We start from the raw sequence: 21,579 nt of genomic DNA on the forward strand, positions 1-21,579 counted from the left end.
TCACGCGTGCACCTCCCTTTCGGTGGCGGGCTGGTGGCCGGGGCGGGGGCCGTCGGCCCAGACGGTGGAGGCTGCCGGGTCGAACGGGCAGCGGCGCTCGGCCAGGTGCTGCTCGTACTCGGCCCGGAAGTGCTGGAGCGAGGAGACGATCGGGCTCGCCGCACCGTCGCCCAGCGCGCAGAAGGACTTGCCGTTGATGTTGTCGGCGATGTCGAGGAGCTTCTCCAGGTCCCCCTCGACGCCCTCGCCGGCCTCGACCCGCTGAAGCAGCTGGACCAGCCAGTAGGTGCCCTCCCGGCAGGGGGTGCACTTGCCGCAGGACTCGTGGGCGTAGAACTCCGTCCACCGGGTCACCGCCCGCACCACGCAGGTGGTCTCGTCGAAGACCTGGAGCGCCTTGGTGCCGAGCATCGAGCCGGCCGCGCCGACACCCTCGTAGTCCAGCGGGACGTCGAGGTGCTCGTCGGTGAACATCGGCGTGGAGGAGCCGCCCGGGGTCCAGAACTTCAGCCGGTGCCCGGCACGGATGCCGCCGCTGAGGTCGAGCAGCTGGCGCAGGGTGACGCCCAGCGGGGCCTCGTACTGGCCGGGGTTGGTGACGTGGCCGGAGAGCGAGTACAGCGTGAAACCGGGGGACTTCTCGGTGCCCAGGCCCTTGAACCACTCCTTGCCGCGAGCCAGGATCGGCGGCACCGAGGCGATCGACTCGACGTTGTTGACCACCGTCGGGCAGGCGTACAGGCCGGCGATCGCCGGGAACGGGGGCCTCAGTCGGGGCTGGCCGCGGCGGCCCTCCAACGAGTCCAGCAGCGCCGTCTCCTCGCCGCAGATGTACGCGCCGGCGCCGGCGTGCACCGTGATGTCGAGGTCGACGCCGGAACCGAGGATGTTCCGGCCGAGCAGACCCGCCGCGTAGGCCTCCGCCACGGCCGCGTGCAGCCGACGCAGCACCGGGACGACCTCGCCGCGCAGGTAGACGAAGGCGTGGTCGCAGCGGATCGCGTAGGAGGCGATGATCATCCCCTCGATGAGGGAGTGCGGATTGGCGAACAGCAGCGGGATGTCCTTGCAGGTGCCCGGCTCGGACTCGTCCGCGTTGACCACCAGGTAGTGCGGCTTGCCGTCGTTCTGCGGGATGAACTGCCACTTCATGCCGGTGGGGAAGCCGGCGCCGCCGCGGCCGCGCAGACCGGAGTCCTTGACCAGGGCGATCACGTCGTCCGGGGGCATGGCGAGAGCCGCCTTGAGGCCCTCGTAGCCGTGGTGGCGGCGGTAGGTGTCGAGCGTCCAGGGGCGGCTGTCGTCCCAGGGGTCGGACAGGACGGGGGTGAGCAGCTTCTCGGCCGGCTCGGCGGAGGTCATCACGCCTCGCTCCCTTCCTGGCCGGTGCCCTCGGTGCGGGGCGCTTCGGTCTGCGGTGCGTCGGTGCGGGGTGCGTCGGTCTGCGGTGATTCGGTGCGGGGCGCGTCGGTCTGCGGTGCGTCGGTGCGGGGCGCTTCGGTCTGCGGTGCTTCGGCGCGGGCCGCGTCGTTGCGGGGCGGCTCGGGGCGGGGTGAGACCACCCGGGCTCCGGGGGTGCCGGGCAGGGCCTCGCCGCGGGCCAGCCGCAGTCCGGCCAGGGAGGGCGCGCCGCCGGCGCCGGACTCGTCGTTGGCGCCCGGGCGCTCGTCCGGGAAGCCGGCCAGGATCCGGGCGGTCTCCTTGAAGTCGCACAGCCGGGCACCCCGGGTGGGCCGGACCTCGCGGCCCGCGCGCAGGTCGTCGACCAGCTGCCGGGCGCTCTCCGGGGTCTGGTTGTCGAAGAACTCCCAGTTGACCATCACCACGGGCGCGTAGTCGCAGGCCGCGTTGCACTCGATGTGCTCGATCGAGACCTCGCCGTCCTCGGTGGTCTCGTTGTTGCGCACCCCCAGGTGTTCCTGGAGCTCGGCGAAGATCTGGTCACCGCCGAGCACCGCGCACAGGGTGTTGGTGCAGACCCCGACGTGGTACTTCCCGGCCGGGCGGCGCCGGTACATGGTGTAGAAGGTCGCGACGGCCGTGACCTCCGCGGTGGTGAGGTCCAACTGCTCGGCGCAGAACCGGATCCCGGTCGGGCTGACGAAGCCCTCCTCGGCCTGAACCAGGTGCAGCAGCGGCAGCAGGGCCGAACGGGCCTGCGGGTAGCGGGCGATCAGCTCGGCGGCATCGGCGGCCAGCCGGGCGCGCACCTCCTCGGGGTACGGTGCGGCCGGCAGCGCCGGCAGTCCGAGTTCGACGTTGCTCACCGGTCCACGCCTCCCATCACCGGGTCGATCCCGGCCACCGCGACGATCACGTCGGCCACCTGGCCGCCCTCGCACATCGCCGCCATCGTCTGCAGATTGGTGAACGACGGGTCCCGGAAGTGGACCCGGTACGGGCGCGTCCCGCCGTCGCTGACCACGTGCACGCCCAGCTCGCCCTTGGGCGACTCGACCGCCGCGTACGCCTGGCCGACCGGGACCCGGAAGCCCTCGGTGACCAGCTTGAAGTGGTGGATCAGGGCCTCCATCGAGGTGCCCATGATCTTGCGGATGTGGTCGAGGGAGTTGCCCATCCCGTCCGGGCCGACGGCCAGCTGGGCGGGCCAGGCGATCTTCTTGTCGGCCACCATGACCGGGCCCGGGCGCAGCCGGTCCAGGCACTGCTCCACGATCCGCAGCGACTGCTTCATCTCCTCCAGCCGGATCAGGAACCGGCCGTAGGAGTCGGCGCTGTCAGCGATCGCGACCTCGAAGTCGTAGTCCTCGTAGCCGCAGTACGGGTCCGACTTGCGCAGGTCGTGCGGCAGGCCGGTGGCCCGCAGGATCGGGCCGGTGGCGCCGAGGGCCAGGCAGCCGGGCAGGTCCAGGAAGCCGACATCGACCAGGCGGGCCTTGAACACCGGGTTCCCGGTGGCGAGTTTGTCGTACTCGTGCATTCGGGAGCGGAAGACCTTGACCGCCTCGCGGATCTGGTCGACGGCGCCGGGCGGCAGGTCCTGGGCGAGGCCGCCCGGGCGCACGTACGCGTGGTTCATGCGCAGGCCGGTGACCAGCTCGAAGACGTCCAGGATCAGCTCGCGATCCCGGAAGCCGTAGATCATCAGGGTGGTGGAGCCGATCTCCATGCCACCGGTGGCCAGGCAGACCAGGTGCGAGGCGATCCGGTTGAGCTCCATCATCATCACGCGGATGACGACGGCCCGCTCCGGGACGTCGTCGGTGATGCCGAGCAGCTTCTCGACCGCGAGGCAGTAGGCGGTCTCGTTGAACAGCGGGGTCAGGTAGTCCATGCGGGTCACGAAGGTGGTGCCCTGGACCCAGCTGCGGAACTCCATGTTCTTCTCGATGCCGGTGTGGAGGTAGCCGATGCCGCAGCGGGCCTCCTTCACCGTCTCGCCGTCGATCTCCAGGATCAACCGCAGCACGCCGTGCGTGGACGGGTGCTGGGGACCCATGTTGACGATGATGCGCTCGTCGTCGGCCCGGCCGACCGCCTCGACCACCTCGCCCCAGTCGCCACCGGTGACGGTGAAGACCCGGCCCTCGGTGGTCTCGCGGGCGTCCGCCTCCGCGGCTTCCCCGCGGGCCTCCTCGTGGTGCTGAGTGTTCATCAGCTGTACGACCTCCGCTGGTCGGGAGCCGGGATCTGGGCGCCCTTGTACTCGACGGGGATGCCGCCGAGCGGGTAGTCCTTGCGCTGCGGGTGGCCCAGCCAGTCGTCCGGCATCATGATCCGGGTGAGCGCCGGGTGACCGTCGAAGACCAGGCCGAAGAAGTCGTAGGCCTCGCGCTCGTGCCAGTCGTTGGTCGGGTAGACGCTCACCACGGACGGGACGCGCGGGTCCGCGTCGGGCGCGGTGACCTCCAGCCGGACCAGCCGGCCGTGGGTGATCGAGCGCAGGTGGTAGACCGCGTGCAACTCGCGGCCCTTGTCGTCCGGGTAGTGCACGCCGCTCACGCCCAGGCACAGCTCGAAGCGCAGCGCCGGGTCGTCGCGCAGGACGCGGACGGTCCTCAACAGGTGGGCGCGGTCGACGTGGAAGGTGAGCTCGCCGCGGTCGACCACGGTCTTCTCGATCACCTCCGCCGGGTCCAGGCCCTGCTCCTCCAAGGCGCCCTCCAGCTCGTCGGCGACCTCGTCGAACCAACCGCCGTAGGGCCGTTCGCTCGGACCGGGCAGCACCACCGGCGCCGCCAGACCGCCGAAGCCGGAGGTGTCACCGCTGCCCTTCGCACCGAACATGCCTTGGCGGCGGCCGACCACCTCGACCGGGATCTCGCGGACCGGCCGCTCGCGGCGGGTCTCGGGAACCTGCTCGTTCATCGCAGCTGCCCCCGCATCTCGCTGATCGGGGTGGCCTGCAGGGCGAGCGCCTCGCCGAGCTCCTCGGCCCGGCGCCGGTTCACGCCCAGCGGCTCGTGCTGGATCTTGTCGTGCAGCTTCAGGATCGCGTCCATCAGCATCTCCGGACGGGGCGGACAGCCGGGCAGGTAGATGTCCACCGGGACGATGTGGTCGACGCCCTGCACGATCGCGTAGTTGTTGAACATCCCGCCGGAGGAGGCGCAGACGCCCATCGAGATCACCCACTTGGGGTTGGGCATCTGGTCGTACACCTGGCGCAGTACCGGTGCCATCTTCTGACTCACCCGGCCCGCCACGATCATCAGGTCGGCCTGCCGGGGGGAGCCCCGGAAGACCTCCATGCCGAACCGGGCCAGGTCGTAACGACCGGCACCGGTGGTCATCATCTCGATCGCGCAGCAGGCCAGACCGAAGGTGGCCGGGAAGAGTGACGACTTGCGCACCCAGCCGGCGGCCGTCTCCACGGTCGTGAGCAGAAAGCCGCTCGGCAGCTTCTCCTCGATTCCCATCAGATCCCTCTCAATGCCCTCAAGTCCTCTGGTACGTCCGGCCCGTTCGGGCTTGTCCGCTCGTTCACAAGGGCGGCGGCCACCCCGCGCTCAGTCCCGCTCCGGGGGTCGGTCCCGCTGAACTCAGTCCCACTCCAGGCCGCCGCGGCGCCAGACGTAGGCGTACGCGACGAAGACGGTGGCGATGAAGAGCAGCATCTCGACCAACCCGAAGATCCCCAGGGCGTCGAAGGTCACCGCCCAGGGGTAGAGGAAGACGATCTCGATGTCGAAGACGATGAAGAGCATCGCCGTCAGGTAGTACTTGATCGGGAACCGACCGCCGCCCACGGGCTGCGGGGTCGGCTCGATGCCGCACTCGTACGCCTCCAACTTGGCCCGGTTGTAGCGCTTGGGGCCGGTCAGCGAGGCCATCACGACGGAGCCGACCGCGAACGCCGCCGCGATGGCACCGAGTACGAGGATCGGCGCGTAGGCATTCATAGCCCCCGCTCCCTCCGTCCAGTCGTCCTTGACTGCAGATCGGAACCGGCAGGTCACGCTGAGGTGAACCCGCGTTCCGGTTCCCGGGATCCACCTCATGTGAGGCAGTTCACAAAGCCTGGAACGAGCGCATCCTATGCCCGTCGGCTTGTGATCTGCGACACGCAGTTCACCGCGATCTTTGTGATCTACGACACCATGTGAATGGTGGCGAATGTGAACATGCCCAGTTTTGTCGACGCAAAGGAGTCAAATGATCACAACCAGTCGCATTTACTTGTGAAGCAGCTGGTCAGGGGCGTATTCCTATATCAACTATGCGCCGGAGCAAGCAAATTTCGAGGCGCAATGTTGACGTGTTATAGCGGCTCACCCGGAGGGGTGGCGGGGGTCCGAACGCTCGCTTGACCCTTCGTTCACAAGCGCGCGGGGTGGGTGTCGAGTGGGGTTCCGCTCCGGCTTCCCGACCGCCCTGCGACTCCCCCGTCGGGCTCCGGGCGTGCCAGCCTGTGCGCGGCTGTGCGCGGCTGTGCGTGCGTGGCTTTGCGTGCGTGCGTACGTAGCTGTGCGTGCGTGGCTGTGCGCGGACTCCTGCGCTTGCCCACGCGCATGCCGGGGGCGGGGGCGGGGGCGAGGCCGCGCTCCTGCGGCCGCTGCCACGAGGGCTGTTCCGTTCTGTTCCGGTCGTGGGTGCGTAGCCCGGTCGTGGGTGCGTAGGGGTCCCGATTACCGGTTGCCGGCCGCCTGCTCCCACACCCAGGCCGCGATGCCCACCCGGTTACGGGCACCGAGCTTGCGCTGAATGCTGGCGAGGTGGTTCTTCACCGTTCCCGGTGAGATGAAGAGGCCCGCGCCGATCTCGGCGTTGGTCGCCCCGTCGGCCACCTGCTCGGCGATCTCCCGTTCCCGCGCGGTCAGTTCCTCCACTGGCCCCGCCGTCAGCGGCCCCGACGTCTGTGCACCGGGGAGCGGCCCGGGCTTCGGCTCCGCCCCCGGAAGGGCCATGTGCCGAAGGAGCCGCACCGTGACCTGCGGGCTGATCAATGCGTCTCCGGCCATCGCCGCCCGGACCGCCTCGATCAGCAGCACCGGCCCCGAGCGCTTCAGCAGGAACCCCGCCGCACCGTGCCGCAGCGCCGTGTGCACGTACTCGTCCAGGTCGAAGGTGGTCACCACGATCACCTTGCACTGGCCGGACAGTTGCCTGGTGACCTCCAGACCGTCGAGCCTCGGCATCCGGATGTCCGCCAGCACCACGTCCGGCCGCAGCCTCCTCGCTTCCTCCACCGCCGCGGCGCCGTCCGCCGCCTCGGCCACCACCGTCATGTCCGGTTGGACGTCCAGGATCATCCGGAACGCACTGCGGACGTCCGCCTGGTCGTCCGCGATCAGGATCCGGACCGGACCCGTACCACCGCTCATCCCCGTACCTCCCCGGTGCCGACCCGCGTCGGCTCCTCCGATCGTTCCCGGCCGGATCGCGCCGACTCGGCCCCCGGTGGTTCGGAACCCTGCGGCCCGGATCGCTGTGGCCCGGATTCCTGTGGCCCGGATTCCTGTGGCCCACCGGCGGCCGCGTCCAGCGGCAGCACCGCCATCACCCGCCAGCCCTCTCGCTCGTACGGACCGGCTACCAACGAGCCGCCGAGGGCCTCCACCCGGGCCGCGAGCCCCGTGAGCCCGCTCCCGCCGCCCCGCCGCGGCCGCCCGCCCGGGGCCGGCGCCCCGCCGTCGTCGGTCACGGTCAACTCCAGCTGTCCGCCGCTGCGGCGGGCCCGGACCTCGACCGTCCGCGCGGCCGGAGCGTGCCGGCGGACGTTCGTCAGGCACTCGACCGCGATCCGGTGGACGGTGCCCGCCACCTCCCGCGGCACCGGCCCGTCCGGCAGCTCCAACCGGACCGCGGCGCCACCGGCGGCGGTGAACTGCTCGGCGACCTGTGCGAGTTCGGCGAGACCCGGCTGCGGACTGCGGTTCGCGGCCTCCTCGCTGCGCAGCAGCTGCACGGTCCGGTCCAGCGAGGCCAGGGCCCGCTGCCCGGCCTGCTCTATCCGCTCGAACAGCTCGGCCGCCCGTGTCGGGTCGATGGCGGCCAGGTACGCCCCGGCCTGGGCCTGGGCGACCATGCCACTGACGTCGTGTGCCACGAAGTCGTGCAGGTCGTGGGCCAGTTCGAGCCGCTGGGTCCGACGGGCCTCGGCCACCGCGCGGGCCCTGCCGTCGTCCAGGCCCCTCAGGTAGAGCCCGATCAGCACGGTCGGCAGGGACAGGATCGATCCGAACCCGAAGAGGGTGAGCACGTCGGCGGGCCCGTCGAACCGGGACGGCCAGAGCGCGACCGCTCCGCAGGCCGTCCAGGCCGCCGCAGCGCTCCGCGGACCGTCCTCCGCACGCAGGCTGAGGACCACCGCCAGCAGCAGCGCGGCCAGTTCGGCCAGACCGACCAGCCCCGTCCAGCGGGCCGCCTCCGTCCAGTGGCCGGCGAACCGGACAGCGAGCGAGACCGCCACCGACACCGCGCCGAGCCCGGTCGTCACGGCAGCCGTCCCGTGCCGCCGACGGGCCGTCCAGGCCGGCAGCAGCAGGGCCGGGACCACCAGCGCCAGGATCTGAGTCATCGTCACCACCTCTCGTCGACTGCCGTCACATTACGACGCGGGAAGGACGGCGCGCCTGTGCCGATCGGCATATTTCACAGGCCGGTTGAGCAGCGGAAACAGCCCGATCGGCACTGCCGCGAGCCCCTGGTGGGCGTCCAGTCTTGAGCCATCGCACCGGCCGATGGGGCCGGGCCGAGAGGAGTCCGCCGTGTCGACGCTCATGATCAACGCCCGCACCACCGCCCACCGGGACGCGTCCGGGGCGGCGGGCGCGACCGTCCCGGACGTCCCGCCGGCGCCGCGCTGGGCCCGGCTGGCCGCCAGGGCCGCGGCCCTGAGCACCGTCCCCTCGGGGGTGTGGCGGATCGCCTTCGGCTTCGGCGTCCCGGTCGGCTTCACCGGCGCGACGGCCGCGGCGTACGGCGCGCACCAGCCAGGGTGGGGCACCGTCTACTGCGTGGTGCTGAGCGCCCTGACCGAGGCGCTGGCCTTCCTGACCCTCGGCCTGGTCCGACCCTGGGGGCTGGTGGCGCCCCGCTGGATCCCGCTGATCGGCGGCCGCCGGGTCCGGCCGCTCGTCGCGGTCGTCCCGGCCCTGCTGGGCTCGATGATACTCACCGTCCTCGGCACGGGGGCGCTGTTCGGCGGCTGGGCGCGCAACCTGGCCGAACCGGATTCGCCGCGTGGCTTCGCCGCCCTGGTGATGACCGGCGCCTACCTGCCGCTGGTCGCCTGGGGCCCGCTACTCGGGGCGGTCACCATCGACTACGCCCGCCGGACACTGCGGCGGCGCCGGTGACGACACCGACGGATCACGCCGAGGCCGGTTCCCTCCGCTGCTCGCCGGCGCGCTCGTCCGCATCCACCGCGGCGTCCATCTCCTCCCCGTGCCCGTCCCCGGCCGGACGGAACACGGGAGCGGTACGGCGGCCCCACTCGGTCGCGACCAGCACCAGGGCCGCACCGAGCAGGGCGAGCGGGCCCATCCGGTTCCCGGCCAGGGTGATCCCGAAGACGGCGGCCCACAGCGGCTCGGTGCCGAGCAGCAGGCTCACCCGCGAGGGCGAGGTCGCCCGCACCGCCCACATCTGGACGAAGAAGGCGAAGAGCGTGCAGAACAAGGACAAGTGCAGCAACCAGGCCCACTGGCCGGGCCCGTACGAGCGGGCGACGGTCCACGGCGCCGGCCCCACGGAGAGCGCGACGACGGCGAACACACCGGTGGCCACAGCGAGTTGCACCCAGGTCACGGCCAGCATGTCGGTGTCGCGAAGGGCCCGGGTGCGGGCCACGGCGAGAACGTACGCGGAGCGGACGAGGGCGGCACCCAGCACCAGCAGGTCGCCGAGCGAGGGGGCCCGCAGTCCGCCGTCGCCGGTGAGCAGGGCGACGCCTAGAACGGCCAGGCCGGCGGCCGCCAGGAAGGCCCGCGGTGGCGCGGTCCGGCCGAGGGCGCTCTCACCGAGCGGGGTGAGCACCATCGCGAGGCTGATGATCAGCCCGGCGTTGGTCGCGGAGGTGTGCACGGCGCCGTAGGTCTCCAGCAGGAAGATCCCGCTGAGCACCAGCCCCAGTGCTGCGCCGCCCAGCCACTCGGCGGGGCTCAGTCTCCGCAGCGCCCGCCAGGCGACCACCCCGAGTAGCGGCAGCACCAACCCGAAGCGCAGGACGAGCATCGCCACGACCGTCCCCGGCTCGGCCACCCGTTGGACGGCGAGGAAGCTCGACCCCCACACCACCGCCACAAGCAGCACCGGGAGATCGCGAAGGACCGACGAGGTCGAGTCCTTGGACAGGGAGGCGGGCATGACGAGGATCCCTCCGGGCGAACGGAACCTGCGGGCGTGAGGACCGTACGGCGTCGGACGGACCCGGGAGCCGGGCGGGAGGCCGGGCAGTGGACGGGGAGCGGCGTGGAACGAGGGGGCGCCATCCTCGCGCACCGGCCGCCGGTGATCAATGCTGTTCCAGCCACCGGATGGTCAGCGGTCGAGCAGGCCGTTCGCGGCGGCGATCGACTCGATGTCGGCCGGGGCTCCGGACATGATCACCCGGACGTGTTCCGTGACGAGCTCGATCGGCCAGTCCCACCAGGCGGCGCGGAGCAGGCGCCCGGTGTCGGCCTCGTCGAAGCGGCGCCGGATCGGGCGGGCGGGGTTCCCTCCGACGACGGTATAGGGCTCGACGTCGGCAGTGACCACCGCACCGGCCGCGATGATCGCGCCGTGGCCGATCCGGACGCCGGGCAGGACGGTGGCCCCGAAACCGAACCAGACGTCGCTGCCGATCACGGTGTCTCCCCGGCTGGGCAGGCCGGTGACGATGTCGAGGGTCCGGTCGGTCCAGCTGCCGCCGAACATCGTGAAGGGGAAGGTGGAGACACCGATGGTCGGGTGGGCCGCACCGGCCATCAGGAAGCGGGTCCCGGTGGCGATCGCACAGTACTTGCCGATCACCAGCCGCTCGGGGCCGTACGCGTAGAGGACGTTGCGCTCCTCGAAGCGGGTGGCACCCTCGGGGTCGTCGAAGTAGGTGTACTCGCCGACCTCGATCCGTGGATCGGTGACGAGCGACCGCAGCAGCACGACCCGGTCGTGGCCGGCCAGCGGGTGGAGCACGGTGGGATCGGGAACGACGGTGGCGGTCACAGGACTCCTCTCGAAATGCGACTGAAGTCGCATTATGATGAGCATGGCACGACCGCCACCCCTGCAGCAAGCCTTAACGCGACTGGAGTCGACTTTGACCGGAGCCGCCCACCCCGAGCAGCCGCCTCACACCCCGACCCCGCGACCCGGGGGCCGCAGCGCACGGGTCCGGGCGGACGTCGTCGCCGCCACGCTGGCCGAGGTCACCGAGAAGGGCTACGACGGCCTCACCGTCGAGGCGGTCGCCATCCGCTCCGGCGTCCACAAGGCGACGCTCTACCGGCGCTGGGGCAGTGTGGACGGACTCGTCGCCGACGCCCTGACCGCCTCCGCCGATCAGCCGTGGCCCCTGCCCGACACCGGCGACCTCCGACAGGACCTCCGACGGATCACCCAGGAAGTGTTCGGCGTCTTCACCGACCCGGAGCTGGGCCCCACCCCCACCGCGCTGATCTCCGCCGCCCAGCGCTCCGACGCCGGCGCGGCCGCCCTGCGCGACTTCTTCGCGGCCCGCCATCGGCAGGCCGCCGAGGTGGCCGAACGGGCCATCACCCGGGGCGAGTTGCCCGTCGGAACGGACGGCGCCGAGGTGGTCCGGGCTGCCACCGCCCCGCTCTACTACCGCCTGTTCGTCTCCGGGGAGCCACTGGACGCCCGCAGCGCCGAACGGGCCGCCGACGCCGCCGCCCTGGCCGCCCGCGCCGGACTCTTCGCCCCCACCGAGGAGCACCCCATCGAGTAGTCCCACCACCCCGGCAACTCCAGCCCCACCGGCAAACCGGCAACATCCGTAACACGAGCGCGGCACGACACCGCCGAGCACGACAGGACCACCGAGCACGACAGGGCCGACAGCCAGACGGGAACACCCGGACCGCCGGCCCCACCCGAAACCCCTCCCCCGGAGCACATCTGACCGACCATCACACACCCGCGCCCCGCGGGCCACGGCCGTCCCGCCCCCTATCGCATCCCCACCCGGCCGTGGATGATTCCTCCATGACAATCCAGCCGTCCACCACCCCCCGGAAGGCCCGTCACGTGAAGCGCACGCACTGGGCGCTGGTCGCCGCCGCCACCGTCCTCCCGCTCGTGGCGAGCACCGGCACCGCCGTCGCGGACACCTCCGCCCCCGCGGCCGCCACCCCCACCGCAAGCTGCACCTACACACCGGCCGTACCGGCGGACAACTTCAAGGGCATCCCGGTCTTCGACGCCAAGAAGGCGGCCAAGCCCTACCGCGCGACGCTGCGGACCGGCCAGGGCGCGATCACCTTCGAGGCACTGACCGACAAGGCTCCCTGCACCACCTTCTCGTTCCGCTTCCTCGCCGAGCACGACTACTTCGACCGCAGCCACTGCCACCGCCTCACCACCCAGCGGATCTACGTCCTGCAGTGCGGCGACCCGACCGGGACGGGCAGCGGCGGGCCCGGCTACTCCTTCCCGGACGAGAACCTGACCGGCGCCACCTACCCGGCCGGCACCGTGGCCATGGCCAACGCCGGTCCGAACACCAACGGCAGCCAGTTCTTCTTCGTCTGGAAGGACACCAAGCTCTCCCCCGCCTACACCCCGTTCGGCCGGATCACGGCGGGCCTGGACGTCCTGCAGAAGATCGCCGCAGCCGGCGAGGACGACCAGAACAACCCCGGTGACGGCTTCCCCAACCTGCCCGTGAACATCCGCAACGTGAAGATCAGCACCCGCTGACCGACCGGGCCGGGCAGCCACGGCGACCCGGCCCACCAACCAACCAGCCACCAACCAGCCACCAACCGGCCAGCCACCAGCCGGCCAGCGACCGACCAGCCACCGACCGAGCCCGCCCGCCCGCCGTGCCGCTCCCGTACCGTGGCAACACCGACCACACCGCAGGGAGCAACGCCGCATGGACAGCCGGATCTGGGAGAGCGTCGACCACCTGGTCGCATGGCTGGACACGGAGAGCACGCTGTCGCCCCGGGAGGAGCGGCTGCTGCGGATCCTCAAGCTCTCCGAGGAGGTCGGCGAGGTCGGCGCGGCCGTGGTCGGCGCCACCGGCCAGAATCCGCGCAAGGGGGTGACCCACAGCTGGGAGGACGTCCAGCACGAGCTCTGCGACGTCGTCTTCTCCGCCCTGGTGGCGCTGCGGACGCTCACCCCCGACGCGGCCCGGGTCTTCGCCGACCGCCTCGCCTACGTCGAACAGCGCTCCGCCGCCTCCCGGCGTCCGGTCGACGGACGCCGGGAGGCGGCGGAGGAGCAGGCCGGGCAGCGGCCGGAGGAGCCTGCCGCGGAGACTGCTGCGGTGGAGTCGGAAGGGGCTCCGGACTAGGTCCTGTGCGGCCGGACAGACCTAGGCGTTCGGCGCGACCCGGGTGAGGCCGTTGATGACGCGGTCCATCGCGTCGCCGCCCTGCGGGTCGGTCAGGTTGGCGAGCAGCTTGAGGGTGAAGCGCATCAGCAGCGGCCGGGGCAGGCCGTGCTGGGCCGCCAGCTGCATCACCTTCGGGTTGCCGATGAGCTTCACGAAGGCGCGGCCCAGCGTGTAGTAGCCGCCGTACACGTCCTTGAGGATGCGCGGGTAGGCCTGGAGGGCGCGTTCCCGGCCCCCGTCGGTGACCCGGGCGAGGGCCTGCACGATGACGCCGGCGGCGATCTGGCCGGATTCCATCGCGTAGGCGATGCCCTCGCCGTTGAACGGGTTGACCATGCCGCCCGCGTCGCCGACGAGCAGCAGGCCGCGGGTGTAGTGCGGCTGCCGGTTGAAGGCCATCGGCAGCGCGGCGCCGCGGATCGGCTCGGTCATGTTGTCGGGGGTGTAGCCCCATTCCTCCGGCATGCCGGCGCACCAGGCCTTGAGCACGTCGCGCCAGTCCAGTTCGCCGAAGGCCGGCGAGGAGTTGAGGATGCCGAGGCCCACGTTGGAGGTGCCGTCGCCCATGCCGAAGACCCACCCGTAGCCGGGCAGCAGCTTGCGCTGACCGCCGCGGGTGTCCCACAGCTCCAGCCAGGACTCCAGGTAGTCGTCGTCGTGGCGCGGGGAGTTGAAGTAGGTGCGGTAGGCGACGCCCATCGGGCGGTCCTCGCGCCGGTGCAGGCCCATGGCGAGGGAGAGCCGGGTCGAGTTGCCGTCGGCGGCGACGACCAGCGGGGCGCGGAAGGTGACCGGCCGCTTCTCCTCGCCGAGCTTGGCGGTGACGCCGACGATCCGGCCGGTGCGCTCGTCCAGGACCGGCCCGCTGACGTTGCAGCGCTCGTAGAGGCGGGCGCCGGCCTTCTCGGCCTGACGGGCCAGCAGCTCGTCGAAGTCAGCGCGCTTGCGAACCAGGCCGTAGTCGGGGAAGGAGGACAGCTCGGGCCAGTCCAGCTCCAGCCGGACGCCGCCGCCGATGATCCGCAGGCCCTTGTTGTGCAGCCAGCCGTTCTCGGTGGAGACGTCGATGCCCATGTCCACCAGTTGCTTGGTGGCGCGCGGGGTGAGGCCGTCGCCGCAGACCTTCTCCCGCGGGAAGGCGGTCTTCTCCAGCAGCAGCACGTCCAGCCCGGCCTGGGCCAGGTAGTACGCCGTGGTGGCACCGGCCGGGCCCGCGCCGACCACGATGACGTCGGCCGTGCTCTCCACCGGGCTGTCCGGCTTCGTCAGATCGGCTGCGGTCTCGGACACGTGGACACACTCCTGGAGCTGCGGCGGGGGGACGGCGGCTTTTGTCTTCGGCAGTCTAGTTCCGCTCACGCCGCCGGAAATGCCCGCGTCCCCGCCCGGTCACCCGCCCGACCGCCCGCCCGGCACCCGCCCGCCGGTCCGCCCGGTCCGCCGGGTGACCCGCACCGCCCGCACCGTCTACGCGGTCTTGTACGCCCGGTGCAGCGCGACGATCCCGCCGGTGAGGTTCCGCCAGGCGACCTTCGACCAGCCGTTCTCCTGCAGCTTGGCGGCCAGCCCCGGCTGGTCCGGCCAGGCCCGGATGGACTCGGCGAGGTAGACGTACGCCTCCGGGTTGCTGCTGACGGCCGTGGCGACCGGCGGCAGCGCGCGCATCAGATACTCGGTGTAGACCGTCCGGAACGGCGTCCAGGTCGGCGTGGAGAACTCGCAGATCACCAGCTTGCCGCCGGGCTTGGTGACCCGCAGCATCTCGCTCAGCGCCGCGTCGGTGTCCTGGACGTTGCGCAGCGCGAAGGAGATCGTCACCGAGTCGAAGGTGCCGTCCGCGAACGGCAGCCGGGTGGCGTCCCCCGCGGTGAGCGCCAGCTCGGGGTGACGGGCCTTGCCCTCGGCGAGCATGCCGACCGAGAAGTCGCACGGGACGACCTGGGCCCCGGCCTCGGCGAAGGGCAGCGAGGAGGTGCCGGTGCCGGCCCCGAGGTCGAGCACGAGGTCCCCCGGTCCGGCGGCCACGGCCTCGGCCACCGCCCGGCGCCAGGCGCGGGCCTGGCCGAGGGAGAGCACGTCGTTGGTGCGGTCGTAGTTCGCCGCGACGTCGTCGAACATGGCGGCGACTTCGTGCGGCTGCTTGTCCAGAGAGGCTCGGGTCACGCCCCCATTGTTCACCCTCGCCCGGACTCCCCGACCAACGGGGCGCACGATGCGCCGCACGCCGGACTCCGCGACGGCCCGCACCACGGGGCGCACCACCGGGCTCCGCACCGGACCGAACAGCGGCTCGACACCGGACGCACCCCGGCCTCGCCCGGGATGCGCCGACGGGTCGCCCCGGCCCCCGGGGACGGGAGCGGCCCCTCAGTGCTGGCCGCGCCGCCCGCCCGCCCGGCGCTTGCGGCGGGAGCGCTTGCCGTGGGTGATCGCGGGCATCCCGTCGGCCAGCGCTTCCGTCGCCATCGCGAGGTTGGCGGCCAGCCGCCCCTGTCCGGCGCGGACCGCGACCGCCCTGCGGTGACGCCAGATGCGCAGCACGCAGACCGCGAAGAGCACCACGGCGACCGGCACGCTGAACCGGGCCAGGCCCACGCCGACGGGTTGCGGGTAGGTGTCGCCGCAGATCCGCACCGCGCCCGCGTCGTCGGCGGCGTGTTCCAGGCAGATCGCGTCACCGAGCTTGGTGCCGTCCGCGAGGGGCAGCGCGGCCGCAGTGTGCGGCTGGCCGCCGACCTGGTAGCTGACGGAGCTGTAGGTGCCGCCGCCGGTCGGGAGCTGGGTGACGGTGCCCTCGACTCTCACCGGGTGCGCCGCGATCCGGTCGGCCTGGTCGGCCTGACGCCAGCCGAGCAGGCACATGCCGACGGCCAGCACGGCGCTGAGCACGGCAGCGAGGTACCAACCACGGCCCAACCGCGGGACGCGCGGCGGGGGAACGGTCGCGGTTTGCATGGTTCCTGTCCTGGCTTGCCGTCGGGGCCGGGGACGGGCCCCGCCGCCCGCGGGCACGGGCGGTGGTGTGGTGAGGGTACGGATCGAGCTGTCCGGGATCGTATCCGCTGGCGGGCCCTCAGGTCACGGCGAAGGGACAATCATCCCCCGCCACCGGCAGCAGAGTTCGGGTGTACGCGAAGGAAGTCCCGTGCGCCGAAAGGGAATCCGGCTACTGACGAGTACGTCACACTGGCGTCGCCGGACGACCTCCGGTCCGCCACCGGTCCGCCACCGGACCCGGGCCGGGCCCGCGGGCTCCCCGCCGCCCTCCGGCCGGCCCCCACCGGCCCCCCCCACCGGCCCCCCACGGGCTCCCCGTGGGACCCCCACGGAACCGTCACCGGCCCGTTCAGCGCCGCCGGTACACCAGCCTCCCGCCCAGCACCGTGGCCAGGCACCCGCCCGCCACCGGCTCGGCACGCCCCTCCCCCGCGGCCGGGAACACCGCGAAGTCCGCCCGTCCGCCGACCGCCACCCGCCCGTGCACGGCCTCCGCAAAGGGCAGCACGGCCAGCGGGTCCAACGACCCCCCGCCCGCAGCACCAGAAACACCCGCAGCACCCGTGCCGTCCGGAACGCCCGCGACGTCCGCACCGCCCGGCCGGACCGGCACCTCGACAACTCCCGACCGCCCCACCGCCGTCCGCACCGAGGGACGCGCGAACGGACCGGCCACCGCCGTCACCCCGAACCCGAGCATCCGCTGCAGCCCGCGCCGCGCACTCGCCCCGCACCGCGCCTCGTCCGTCGATCCGGCCAGTCCGTCGGCCACCGGCTCGACGCCGATCTCCTCCCGCGGGTCCGGGTGGTAAGCCCGCTCCAACAGCCGGTGCCCGTACGGGTTGCACAGCCCGGGGGCGAGCACCGCCGAGCCCCAGTCCCGCACCCGCGCGTCCGGGTGCGCGGCCGCCAGTTCCCGGTACGGTCCGACCGCCTCGACGCGTTCGCCGCGCACCACCACCGCCCCGTCCGCGAAGGACGGGGCGGTCGGGTCGGCCGGGTCGGGCAGCACGAAGGCGGCCCGGTGCAGGGTCAGCACGGCGGGTGGTGTCCTCACTCGTCCGGGATCCTCGGCTGCCCGGGACCCTCACTCGTCCGGGATCATCACGAGCCCGGGGATCCCCCGAACAACGCAGGGACCCTCACGAACGCGGGGCCCTCACGAACGCAGGGAGGCCCGCGCACGCAGGGACCCTCACGAACGCGGGGGCCCCGCGCACGCCAGGGAGCCTCAGTTGTCCAGGATCTTCAGCTCGGGGTGCGCCGTGCCGCCCTCGATCGCCGTGGAGGCGATGTGCGAGGCGACCCGCGGGTCGACCGGGTCGTTCGCCGGGTCGTCCAGCACCCGCAGGTGCTCGTACGTGGTCGAGCGCTGCGCCGGGACGCGGTCGGCGGCCCGGATCAGGTGGATCAGCTCGGTGAGGTTGGAGCGGTGCTTGGCGCCGGCCGCCGAGACGACGTTCTCCTCCAGCATGACCGAGCCGAGGTCGTCCGCGCCGTAGTGCAGCGACAGCTGGCCCGCCTCCTTGCCGGTGGTGAGCCAGGAGCCCTGGATGTGGGCGATGTTGTCGAGGAACAGGCGGGCGATGGCGATCATCCGCAGGTACTCGAAGACGGTGGCCTGGGTCGAGCCCTTGAGGTGGTTGTTCTGCGGCTGGTAGGTGTACGGGATGAAGGCCCGGAAGCCGCCGGTGCGGTCCTGCACGTCGCGGATCATGCGCAGGTGCTCGATCCGCTCGGCGTTGGTCTCGCCGGTGCCCATCAGCATGGTGGAGGTGGACTCCACGCCGAGGCCGTGCGCGGCCTCCATGATCTCCAGCCAGCGCTCGCCGGACTCCTTGAGCGGGGCGATCGCCTTGCGCGGGCGCTCCGGGAGCAGTTCGGCGCCGGCGCCGGCGAAGGAGTCCAGGCCCGCCTTGTGGATCCGGGTGATGGCCTCCTCGATGGAGACCCCCGAGATCCGGGACATGTGCTCGACCTCGGAGGCGCCCAGCGAGTGGATCACCAGCTGCGGGAAGTCGGCCTTGATCGCCGAGAACGCGCGCTCGTAGTACTCCACGCCGTAGTCCGGGTGGTGGCCGCCCTGGAACATGATCTGGGTGCCGCCCAGCTCGACCGTCTCTGCGCAGCGGCGCAGGATCTCGTCGAGTTCGCGGGACCAGCCCTTGTCGCTCTTCGGCGGCACGTAGAAGGCGCAGAACTTGCACGCCGTCACGCAGACGTTGGTGTAGTTGATGTTCCGCTCGATGATGTACGTCGCGATGTGCTCGGTACCGGCGTAGCGGCGGCGGCGCACCGCGTCGGCGGCGGAGCCGAGCGCGTGCAGCGGCGCGGAGCGGTAGAGCTCCAGCGCCTCCTCCGGAGTGATCCGGCCGCCGGCGGCGGCCCGGTCGAGCACGGCCCGCAGGTCGGTGCTGGACGCATCGAGGGTGGTCGCTGCGAGCTCGGTCACCTGGCGGCCTTCTCTCTCTCAAGTGCTACTCGGGTACGGCCGAACCAGCCTACGCCAGGCCTTTCGGGCATCCTCAGCCCGCCGCCCCGTTCGTCCTGCGCAGGGTCCCGGCCGGGTTTCCGGCCGCCGGGTCGGCGGAGGTGAACCGGATCGTCCCGTCGGGCTGCAGGGTGAGCGTCTCGGCGTTGGCGCCGCCGGTGCAGGCGCCGGGGAGCGAGGAGCGGACCAGTCGGGACCGGAACACCAGCTTGGTGTCGGAGACCGACGTGAGCGTCCAGCTCCCCTCGCAGCTGATCGGGATCAGCCCGGAGACGGCGTTGCGGCTGCCGGTGGTCTCCTGGCCGATCGCCGCCGGGCGGACGGTGAGCGTGGTGGTGCCGCCGGGCAGGCCCTTGTCGGTGGTCATGTCCCCGCTCCAGGTGCCCAGGAAGGCGGCCGGCACCGCGTTCGGCCCGCCGGTCGCGGGAGCCGACGGCGAGGCGGCGGCGGGAGCAGAGGGGGAGGAAGCGGATGCGGACGGGCCGTCCGTCCCGCCCGGTACGAAGGCCCCGGGTGAGGCGACGGCGTCACCCGGGTCGACGGACGGGACCGGGACCGGCCCCGTGGTCGGCCCCGAGGCCACCGGATCGGGACCGGGCCCCTGCCACCAGGAGTACAGCCCGTACCCTCCGCCGCCGAGCAGCGCGACCGTCAGCACCGCCGCGGCCGCGAGCCCCGCCCGCCGCCGCGGCCCGCCGGGCGCGGGCTGCCGCACCATCGACGGCGGGTAGTAGCCCCTGGGCACGAAGGTCGGCGTCGGCTCCGCCTGCGCCTGGTCCGTCTGCGCCCCCTCGGGCTCGTCCTCCAGGTCCAGCAGTTCCACCGCACCGCGTCCCACCCCCGCCGCCAGCGCCGGCGGCAGGAAGCCCCACAACCGGGCGCCGCCCGCGCCGTCCGGGTCCAGCCGGGCGGCCAGCTGCTGCGGGGTGGGCCGGGCGGCCGGGTCCTTGGCCAGGCAGTCCGTGACGACCGCCCGCAGCTCCTGCGGCAGTCCGGCCACGTCCGGTTCCTCGTGCAGCACCCGGTAGAGCAGGACGGCCGCGCTGACGCCCTCTCCGAAGGGGTGCACACCGGTGGCGGCGAAGGCCAGCACGGCGCCGAGCGAGAAGACGTCCCCGGCCGGTCCGACCGGCTGTCCGCTCGCCTGTTCGGGCGACATGAAGCCGGGTGAGCCGACCACGTGGCCCGATCGTGTGAAGCCGCCGGTCGCGTCGAGCGCCCTGGCGATGCCGAAGTCGATCAGCCGCGGCCCGTCCAGGGTCAGCAGCACGTTGGACGGTTTGACGTCCCGGTGCACCAGGTCGAGCCCGTGCACGTGGGCGAGCGCCCCGGCGAGCCCGACCCCGAGGGCGCGGACCGCCGGTTCGGGCAGCGGCCCGTACTCCTGGACGGCGGTGGTGAGCGCGGGCCCGGCGACGTAGCCGGTGGCGACCCAGGGCTGCTCGCCCTCGGTGTCGGCGTCCAGGACGGGCGCCGTCCAGGTGCCACCGACCCGGCGGGCGGCGGCCACCTCCTGCCGGAACCGGGCGCGGAACTCGGCGTCGTCGGCCAGTTCCGGGCGCACCACCTTCACGGCGACGGTGCGCCCGCCGGCCGTCCGGCCGAGGTAGACCCGGCCCATTCCGCCCGCGCCGAGCCGCCGCAGCAGCCGGTAGGCGCCCACCTGCCGCGGATCGCCCGCCCCCAGTGCTTGCATGGCCCGCACGCTCCCCTCGCCCTCGCACGCGCGGCCCCGGGCGGATGCCCGGCCGCGTGCGCCGCTTCCGGGGCGTGCTCCCGGCGGGCCACCCGCCGCTGACACCCCGGGAGCAGACCGTACCGGGCCGGACCGACCCCCTTCAGCCCGCCGACCGGATCAGCGGAAAAGAGGTCGTCCCCGGCGCGGCCCCGCCCGGCCGCCCCCGGCGCTGCCCCGCCCGGCCGCGCAGCCGGGGAGGACGCCCCACCGGCCGTCACCCCGCAGCGACCGCGACGGCCCCGCCCGGCCGCGGGTTCACCCGCCGACCGGCAGCTCCACCGGCTGCAGCGGCAGTTCGGCCGGTTCCAGCAGCCGTACGGCCACGTCCGGCGCGAAGCCGCTGTCGTGCGCGACCCGCTTGGCGAACTCGGCGACGCCGGCCAACTGGCGGGCGCCGAGCGAGAAGTCGAGCGCCTCGCTGAAGTAGCGCTCCAGCACGTCCGCCCCGAAGACCTCCCAACGGGCGGCCTGTTCGGCGACCTTGGCGGCCTCGACCAGCGAGAGGTCGCGGGACTCCAGGAAGGCACGGTGCACGGCCGCGGTCAGCTCCGGGCGCCGCTCGGCGAACTCGCGGCGCACCGCCCAGACCGCGAAGACGAACGGCAGGCCGGTCCATTCCTTCCACATCTCGCCGAGGTCGTGGACGGTCAGCCCGAGGTCGGCGGCCTGCCCGAGGTAGGCGCGCAGCGCAGGGTCGCCGATCAGGACGGCGGCGTCGGCCTCGGCGAGCATCGCGCTGAGGTCGGGCGGGCAGCTGAAGTAGTCGGGGCGCACGCCCTCGCGCTCTTCGAGGAGGAGCCGGGCGAGCCGGACCGAGGTGCGGCTGGTGGAGCCGAGGGCGACCCGGCGGCCGTCGAGGTCGGCGAGCGGCACCTTGCTCACGATCAGGCAGGACATCACCGGGCCGTCGCTGCCGACCGCGATGTCGGGCAGGACCAGCAGGTCGTCGGCGTTGCGCAGGTACTCCACGCAGGTGATCGGGCCGATGTCGAGGGCGCCGCCGACGAGCTGGTCGCTCAGCTTCTCCGGGGTGTCCTTGGTGAGATCCAGGTCGAGCAGATTGCCGGTCCTGGCGAGCCCCCAGTAGAGGGGAACGCAGTTCAGGAACTGAATATGGCCGACCCGGGGCCTGGCCGGCGTGTTCTCCTGGGGCTCCCGCGTTTGCGCGTCCGGTGTTTGTGCGTCCGGTGCTGCCACTGCGCCGCTCCCTTGCTGTTCGTGCGCCTCCCCGCAGCGTATGCCCGTCGTTCACCACGGCTCGCACCGGCCACCCGACACGCCCTCACGCGCCCCCAACACGCCTTTCCACGCCCGCTCTCGCCCTTACGACACGCGCCTTCCACGCCGTAAGTGACCTCTGGTCGTCACAGCGGCCGCATGCTA

Annotated in this window: 21 protein-coding genes; 4 read left to right on the forward strand and 17 right to left on the reverse strand. The window is 72.6% G+C overall.

What is annotated here, in order from left to right; genetic code table 11:
- The 8 genes from nuoF to AB0D10_RS17925 form a co-directional block, all read right to left on the reverse strand.
- Positions 1–1,362: an NADH-quinone oxidoreductase subunit NuoF gene (gene nuoF / locus AB0D10_RS17890; protein WP_360257031.1), complete on the reverse strand. Its 1,362-nt coding sequence runs from the start codon at positions 1,360–1,362 to the stop codon at positions 1–3.
- A complete protein-coding gene (nuoE, locus tag AB0D10_RS17895; RefSeq protein ID WP_360257034.1) occupies positions 1,362–2,267 on the reverse strand; it encodes an NADH-quinone oxidoreductase subunit NuoE in 906 nt (301 codons plus the stop codon). The genes nuoF and nuoE overlap by 1 nt, the downstream gene beginning before the upstream one ends.
- Entirely contained in the window at positions 2,264–3,616 is a 1,353-nt protein-coding gene (locus AB0D10_RS17900) for an NADH-quinone oxidoreductase subunit D (RefSeq protein WP_360257036.1), read from the reverse strand. Before AB0D10_RS17900 ends, nuoE begins: the two co-directional genes overlap by 4 nt.
- On the reverse strand, positions 3,616–4,329 hold the full coding sequence (locus AB0D10_RS17905) for an NADH-quinone oxidoreductase subunit C (RefSeq protein WP_360257038.1): 714 nt from the start codon (positions 4,327–4,329) through the stop codon (positions 3,616–3,618). The genes AB0D10_RS17900 and AB0D10_RS17905 overlap by 1 nt, the downstream gene beginning before the upstream one ends.
- Entirely contained in the window at positions 4,326–4,880 is a 555-nt protein-coding gene (locus AB0D10_RS17910; protein WP_360257040.1) for an NADH-quinone oxidoreductase subunit B family protein, read from the reverse strand. Before AB0D10_RS17910 ends, AB0D10_RS17905 begins: the two co-directional genes overlap by 4 nt.
- Before the next feature lie 123 nt (positions 4,881–5,003).
- Complete coding sequence (locus AB0D10_RS17915; RefSeq protein WP_030060100.1) at positions 5,004–5,363, reverse strand: NADH-quinone oxidoreductase subunit A; 360 nt, start codon at positions 5,361–5,363, stop codon at positions 5,004–5,006.
- Between the two features lie 726 nt (positions 5,364–6,089).
- Positions 6,090–6,785, reverse strand: coding sequence for a response regulator transcription factor (locus AB0D10_RS17920; protein ID WP_360257042.1), 696 nt, complete (start codon positions 6,783–6,785; stop codon positions 6,090–6,092).
- Positions 6,782–7,981: a histidine kinase gene (locus AB0D10_RS17925; RefSeq protein WP_360257044.1), complete on the reverse strand. Its 1,200-nt coding sequence runs from the start codon at positions 7,979–7,981 to the stop codon at positions 6,782–6,784. The genes AB0D10_RS17920 and AB0D10_RS17925 overlap by 4 nt, the downstream gene beginning before the upstream one ends.
- Positions 7,982–8,171: 190 nt before the next feature.
- Here AB0D10_RS17925 and AB0D10_RS17930 point away from each other — a divergent pair, with 190 nt between their 5' ends.
- Positions 8,172–8,762 (forward strand): hypothetical protein, encoded by a 591-nt coding sequence (locus tag AB0D10_RS17930; RefSeq protein WP_360257046.1) that lies wholly within the window; start codon positions 8,172–8,174, stop codon positions 8,760–8,762.
- A 13-nt stretch (positions 8,763–8,775) separates the two neighbouring features.
- Here the strand turns inward: AB0D10_RS17930 and AB0D10_RS17935 are convergent, their stop codons facing one another.
- Both AB0D10_RS17935 and AB0D10_RS17940 read right to left on the reverse strand, forming a co-directional pair.
- Positions 8,776–9,771: a DMT family transporter gene (locus AB0D10_RS17935; protein ID WP_360257049.1), complete on the reverse strand. Its 996-nt coding sequence runs from the start codon at positions 9,769–9,771 to the stop codon at positions 8,776–8,778.
- A 174-nt stretch (positions 9,772–9,945) separates the two neighbouring features.
- Positions 9,946–10,611 carry a CatB-related O-acetyltransferase gene (locus AB0D10_RS17940; RefSeq protein ID WP_360257051.1) on the reverse strand — a complete coding sequence of 222 codons (666 nt, stop codon included), beginning with the start codon at positions 10,609–10,611 and terminating at the stop codon, positions 9,946–9,948.
- Positions 10,612–10,705: 94 nt separating this feature from the next.
- On the opposite strand from AB0D10_RS17940, the gene AB0D10_RS17945 reads away from it, so the two are divergent.
- The 3 genes from AB0D10_RS17945 (at position 10,706) to AB0D10_RS17955 (ending at position 12,928) form a co-directional block, all read left to right on the forward strand.
- Positions 10,706–11,353: a TetR/AcrR family transcriptional regulator gene (locus AB0D10_RS17945; protein WP_360257054.1), complete on the forward strand. Its 648-nt coding sequence runs from the start codon at positions 10,706–10,708 to the stop codon at positions 11,351–11,353.
- 257 nt (positions 11,354–11,610) lie between these two features.
- A complete protein-coding gene (locus AB0D10_RS17950; protein ID WP_360257056.1) occupies positions 11,611–12,324 on the forward strand; it encodes a peptidylprolyl isomerase in 714 nt (237 codons plus the stop codon).
- Positions 12,325–12,502: 178 nt separating this feature from the next.
- Positions 12,503–12,928, forward strand: coding sequence for a MazG-like family protein (locus AB0D10_RS17955; protein WP_360257059.1), 426 nt, complete (start codon positions 12,503–12,505; stop codon positions 12,926–12,928).
- Positions 12,929–12,949: 21 nt separating this feature from the next.
- Here AB0D10_RS17955 and AB0D10_RS17960 read toward each other — a convergent pair whose 3' ends face one another.
- The 7 genes from AB0D10_RS17960 to AB0D10_RS17990 all read right to left on the reverse strand — a co-directional run bounded on the left by AB0D10_RS17960 (position 12,950) and on the right by AB0D10_RS17990 (position 21,309).
- Positions 12,950–14,260 carry a geranylgeranyl reductase family protein gene (locus AB0D10_RS17960; RefSeq protein WP_360257061.1) on the reverse strand — a complete coding sequence of 437 codons (1,311 nt, stop codon included), beginning with the start codon at positions 14,258–14,260 and terminating at the stop codon, positions 12,950–12,952.
- A gap of 177 nt (positions 14,261–14,437) precedes the next feature.
- The gene (locus tag AB0D10_RS17965) at positions 14,438–15,133 is read right to left on the reverse strand and encodes a demethylmenaquinone methyltransferase (protein WP_360257063.1); all 696 of its coding nucleotides are present in this window, start codon (positions 15,131–15,133) and stop codon (positions 14,438–14,440) included.
- A gap of 204 nt (positions 15,134–15,337) precedes the next feature.
- Positions 15,338–15,925 (reverse strand): hypothetical protein, encoded by a 588-nt coding sequence (locus AB0D10_RS17970; RefSeq protein ID WP_360257066.1) that lies wholly within the window; start codon positions 15,923–15,925, stop codon positions 15,338–15,340.
- Positions 15,926–16,316: 391 nt separating this feature from the next.
- Positions 16,317–16,979: a hypothetical protein gene (locus AB0D10_RS17975; RefSeq protein ID WP_360257290.1), complete on the reverse strand. Its 663-nt coding sequence runs from the start codon at positions 16,977–16,979 to the stop codon at positions 16,317–16,319.
- A gap of 219 nt (positions 16,980–17,198) precedes the next feature.
- Entirely contained in the window at positions 17,199–18,419 is a 1,221-nt protein-coding gene (gene mqnC, locus AB0D10_RS17980) for a cyclic dehypoxanthinyl futalosine synthase (RefSeq protein ID WP_360257069.1), read from the reverse strand.
- Between the two features lie 73 nt (positions 18,420–18,492).
- On the reverse strand, positions 18,493–20,154 hold the full coding sequence (locus tag AB0D10_RS17985; protein ID WP_360257071.1) for a serine/threonine-protein kinase: 1,662 nt from the start codon (positions 20,152–20,154) through the stop codon (positions 18,493–18,495).
- Positions 20,155–20,451: 297 nt separating this feature from the next.
- Positions 20,452–21,309, reverse strand: a complete 858-nt coding sequence (locus AB0D10_RS17990) for a menaquinone biosynthesis protein (RefSeq protein WP_360257292.1) — start codon at positions 21,307–21,309, stop codon at positions 20,452–20,454.
- Between the last annotated feature and the right edge of the window lie 270 nt (positions 21,310–21,579).

This window comes from Kitasatospora sp. NPDC048545 (assembly GCF_040651155.1).
GTDB lineage: Bacteria > Actinomycetota > Actinomycetes > Streptomycetales > Streptomycetaceae > Kitasatospora.